The 3,995-nt window shown below is 43.5% G+C and carries 5 protein-coding genes; all 5 read left to right on the forward strand.

Going from position 1 to position 3,995, the window contains the following annotated elements; translation table 11 throughout:
• The first annotated feature begins 90 nt into the window (after positions 1 to 90).
• The 5 genes from JX312_RS10030 (at position 91) to JX312_RS10050 (ending at position 3,926) form a co-directional block, all read left to right on the forward strand.
• On the forward strand, positions 91 to 318 hold the full coding sequence (locus tag JX312_RS10030) for a hypothetical protein (protein WP_204457893.1): 228 nt from the start codon (positions 91 to 93) through the stop codon (positions 316 to 318).
• A 68-nt stretch (positions 319 to 386) separates the two neighbouring features.
• Positions 387 to 794, forward strand: coding sequence for an AAA family ATPase (locus JX312_RS10035; RefSeq protein WP_204457894.1), 408 nt, complete (start codon positions 387 to 389; stop codon positions 792 to 794).
• Positions 758 to 1,981 carry a hypothetical protein gene (locus JX312_RS10040; RefSeq protein WP_204457895.1) on the forward strand — a complete coding sequence of 408 codons (1,224 nt, stop codon included), beginning with the start codon at positions 758 to 760 and terminating at the stop codon, positions 1,979 to 1,981. The genes JX312_RS10035 and JX312_RS10040 overlap by 37 nt, the downstream gene beginning before the upstream one ends.
• Positions 1,978 to 3,312 (forward strand): hypothetical protein, encoded by a 1,335-nt coding sequence (locus tag JX312_RS10045; protein WP_204457896.1) that lies wholly within the window; start codon positions 1,978 to 1,980, stop codon positions 3,310 to 3,312. The genes JX312_RS10040 and JX312_RS10045 overlap by 4 nt, the downstream gene beginning before the upstream one ends.
• Positions 3,300 to 3,926: a YgjP-like metallopeptidase domain-containing protein gene (locus tag JX312_RS10050; RefSeq protein ID WP_204457897.1), complete on the forward strand. Its 627-nt coding sequence runs from the start codon at positions 3,300 to 3,302 to the stop codon at positions 3,924 to 3,926. Before JX312_RS10045 ends, JX312_RS10050 begins: the two co-directional genes overlap by 13 nt.
• Positions 3,927 to 3,995 lie beyond the last annotated feature (69 nt).

A 3,995-nucleotide genomic window follows, 5' to 3' on the forward strand; every position in this document is an offset into this window, starting at 1 on the left:
TTTATGTTATTTGGGCCGTATATCCCGATGAGAGTATAGAAGACACCGAGGTAAAAGTCTCGATACTTGCCGCAGGAAAGGAACTGGAGAATGGATAAAGTAATTCAGAAGCAGTTGGCTCTACTTAAATTTGCCATACTCCCCGGAATATTAGGCGGCATAGCCTGTTTTATCGGACCGCCTCATTCAGCCCTGATTAAAGCGAATATCGGTGCTGTAATCGGATTCGCGCTCCAACACAAGTATATGCTACCTGCGCTGAAGGAGTTAAAGAACGCATCGGATGATTTTGTTGACCAAAACATAAGAAAAAGATAACCTGTATCTAAATCTGCGACATTACGAAGCTAATTTTGCGGTGAGCATAATTGACCTCGTTTTTTATTATGGCAAAGAAAGTCAGAACTAAATCACTTTTCCCGTCGACTCCGAAGGAACACATTCGCCAACTGGTAGAATGGATGTCGCAGGAAGTCTATGAAAAGGAACAGATAATAGCCGTGGCATTACTATGTGCTGTGGCTGGAGAAAATATGTTCCTGCTCGGGCCTCCGGGTACTGCTAAAAGTATGGTTGCAAGTCGATTGAAGATGGTATTTAAAGATGGGAAGTCGTTTGATTACCTTATGTCTCGATTCAGCACACCCGATGAAATATTCGGACCCATTTCAATTTCCCGCTTAAAGAACGATGACCGATATGAACGACTGACAGCCGGATATCTCCCTGAAGCCGATGTGGTTTTTCTTGATGAGATATGGAAAGCCGGCCGTCGATTCAGAACACCCTTCTGACTGTAATAAACGAACACATCTTCCATAATTGGGGACAGATAATGCACACGCCAATGAAAGTGCTTATCGCTGCCTCCAACGAGCTTCCTGCCAAGGATGAAGGTCTCGAAGCGTTATGGGACCGTTTCCTTGTGCGGATGGTTTCAAACTGCATAGAGTGTGACGCCTCTTTCTTCAAAATGATAAAGGGCGCAGGTGGTGATATGTCGGAACTTGCGGAATCATTATACATAACTGATGAATTGTATTCCGACTGGCAGAATGAATCAAAGCAAGTTGGCGTTCACGATTCGGTCATCAATGCGATAAAAAACATTCGGAAGATTCTTGCCGCGCTGGAAAAAGAGGACGGCAATCAGCTTCGATATTACATATCTGACCGTCGCTGGCGCAAAGCGTATAGACTGATGCAGACCTCGGCATATCTGAATGGGCGCAGTGAAATAAATCTATCTGATTATCTATTGCTTATTCATAGCTTCTGGAATGATGTAGAGTGTATTCCGAATGTGCTTAATGCTTTTACTTCGAGTATATCAGATACGGTACTAAAAGGCTTGTCGAAGATTGACAAATCAATTCGACAACTCATGACTCCTCAGAAACAGACAGCACAGCAATCAACTCCTTCACGGATAAATTCCGATAATAATGATTTTGCTGAGTATGATTATTTCTACTATCTTGTGGAGAATTATCCCGCCGGAGACACCTATTTTTCAAAATGGGACTACGCAGCGTTGACCAATCAGACACGCGATGGAGTAAGATATTATGACAGCAAGCGTAAAAAGAATATCATCCACACTCTTGTCCCTGGAAGACCATTTGATGCAAAATCGCTGAACGCTACGAATCTGACGAAGGTCAATATTCAGAGGTGTCAGAATGGGGCGATAATTGATGGAACTCCATACGCATTCCGGCGAAAGGCTGCTCATCCGACAACAAATTCTGAACTCTTGCAGACATTGCCTGTATATCAGCGTGTCTCGTTGATTCAGGATAGTTTCAAGACCTGCGTTGAGAAGTGGGAGAAATCTGTAACAGCAATCTGGACTGATTGTGACAATATTTTCCTTTCTTCCAACGACCTTGCGTTGGTCAACAAGATGTTGAAGGATGTCAACGAACAGATAAAGACCATTGAGGTCAAGCTAAACAACGTAGTTATGATGATAAAATGATTGACTATACCGATGTTGACGCCAAGCTGGAGGAATATAGCGAGGCGTTTGATTTCTATATGGAATGTGGTGAAATGCCTCCGTCTATTCCCTCGGATGATTGCATCGCAGGATACATGAAGGAGGTCATCGACAATAACCCTCAGATTGACGGTTCGGATCCAACATGGGTCGAAGTGCTGAAAGAGGATTTGATTTCATTCTTCACTGCTTTGCTGGAACAATACCGAATCTTGCAGATAGAGGCAATGAAAGAACTAGCTATGATTGCCAAGTTTCGCGAAGCTGCCATAGAGGAGAAACGAATGATGTGGCAAGAGGTATACACCACCATTGAAGCCGGTTACTCCAAATACGATGTAAATCTTCCCGGCTATAAGGCTCAGTTCAAGACCGATGATAAGGACGCCATATTTTCGGCATTGACCAGTGATTGGGAAAATGCTTGTAAGGCAAAGCTCGACCGGAAAGAGCGTCAGATGTTGAGTCGTGCGAAAATGCAGTTTGAACAGCTCAGTCGAGATGCCGGCACGAGGGATTATGAAGATAAAAAGAAGGTGGAGAACTATGTCCATCGTTATCCGCAATTGAAAGAGATTGTCGATATGATTGGGCGAGACAAGGATTCATCGGAAGAAGAAAAAGATACTGTGGTGTATCGTTTCCTGCCCACCACTGTTGCTAAAAACAGTTCAGTTGAAGAGATTGACAGAGTTGAGTCAGGCGACAATCTGGAGCGAGTCCTACCAGTGGAATTATCCATGCCGGAAGATCTTTTCTTTAAGAGATATGCTACCAAGGAACTCCAGCAGTTTTCAAGTCCTGGTAAAGACAAGCCTAAAAAGATAGAGGAACATCGCAAAGACCCACGACTAACGAAAGGTCCCATTATCGTAAGCATTGATACCAGTGGCTCAATGTCGGGGCAACCTCAAAGGATTGCTTTCTCGTTGCTCAAGCAGTTGCTACGGATGGCAAAGAAACAGAAAAGACCTTGTTATCTAATCAGTTTCTCTGTCAGGTCAAAGTCTATCGACCTTGCCAAACCACGAAATTGGCGTATGATTGACAACTTTTTGGAGCATAGTTATAGTGGGGGCACTGATGGTGAACAGATGCTTGCCGAGGCTATTCACGTTCTTCAGAAAGGAACATACGAGATGGCAGATGTCCTTATTGTCTCAGACTTCGAGTTCCCTGTTCCCAACCCCTCCACAATGGAGAAAATAGACAAAGAAAAGACTCTTGGCACTCGCTTCTATGGGTTGAAGATAGGTCATTACGGAGTAAAGGGCTATAAACTTATAATGGATAAAATATGGGAGGTATAAAAGAACCGACATTTAAGATAAACCCACGATTCAGACTTACTACAAAGCACTTGTCGGTGGTTTGGCATTGTGTCGATAAATTCACGTTAGAGTGTGAGGCGGCTTTGAAGATACCCGATCGTTTCGTGTATCAAGATAAGGGCAGTGTCGAGTTGTTGGTTCAATATCACGATGGCATCTTGGATATGATTTACCACGACTCCACTGACTTTGAGACTCGAAAGATACAGAAGTGGCTGCGCGAACTTATGCGCGACACCATACTCCGAATTGCTAAAGTTGTGCTACCCGCCAGAGTAAAGTATTGGGAGAATTTGAAGGGGTTGCATGGCTCCGGCGTTACAGTTAAACGTCTTCGGAAGAATGTTCTCGGCTATTGCACGTTCAACAATCATATTGCCTTACAACCGTTCCTCGTAATATTCAGACAGGAATGGACTGATGGTGTAATACTGCATGAAATGGCGCATTACAAGTACAAGCATCATCGCAAATCATTCTGGAACTATCTTTCCACGCTTATCGGTGAGGATTCAAAGATGGTAAAAGCAAAAGATGATATAGCGATGTCCCCATACTATAACTATTACCTCTATCTTACGAAAATTTCGTAACTTTATGCCATGAAAAAGAACGAGTTGATAGAGTTTTTGCAACGCCAGAACGAGTTTCTTCAGGGACGG

Source organism: Barnesiella sp. CU968 (genome assembly GCF_905219685.1).
Classification (GTDB): Bacteria; Bacteroidota; Bacteroidia; order Bacteroidales; family Muribaculaceae; genus Lepagella; species Lepagella muris_A.

What these genes read in the sequence shown, in the direction of transcription:
- JX312_RS10030 (WP_204457893.1), top strand. Translation starts at nt 91, where the DNA reads ATGGATAAAGTAATTCAGAAGCAGTTGGCTCTACTTAAATTTGCCATA.
- JX312_RS10035 (WP_204457894.1), top strand. Translation starts at nt 387, where the DNA reads ATGGCAAAGAAAGTCAGAACTAAATCACTTTTCCCGTCGACTCCGAAG.
- JX312_RS10040 (WP_204457895.1), top strand. Translation starts at nt 758, where the DNA reads ATGGAAAGCCGGCCGTCGATTCAGAACACCCTTCTGACTGTAATAAAC.
- JX312_RS10045 (WP_204457896.1), top strand. Translation starts at nt 1,978, where the DNA reads ATGATTGACTATACCGATGTTGACGCCAAGCTGGAGGAATATAGCGAG.
- JX312_RS10050 (WP_204457897.1), top strand. Translation starts at nt 3,300, where the DNA reads ATGGGAGGTATAAAAGAACCGACATTTAAGATAAACCCACGATTCAGA.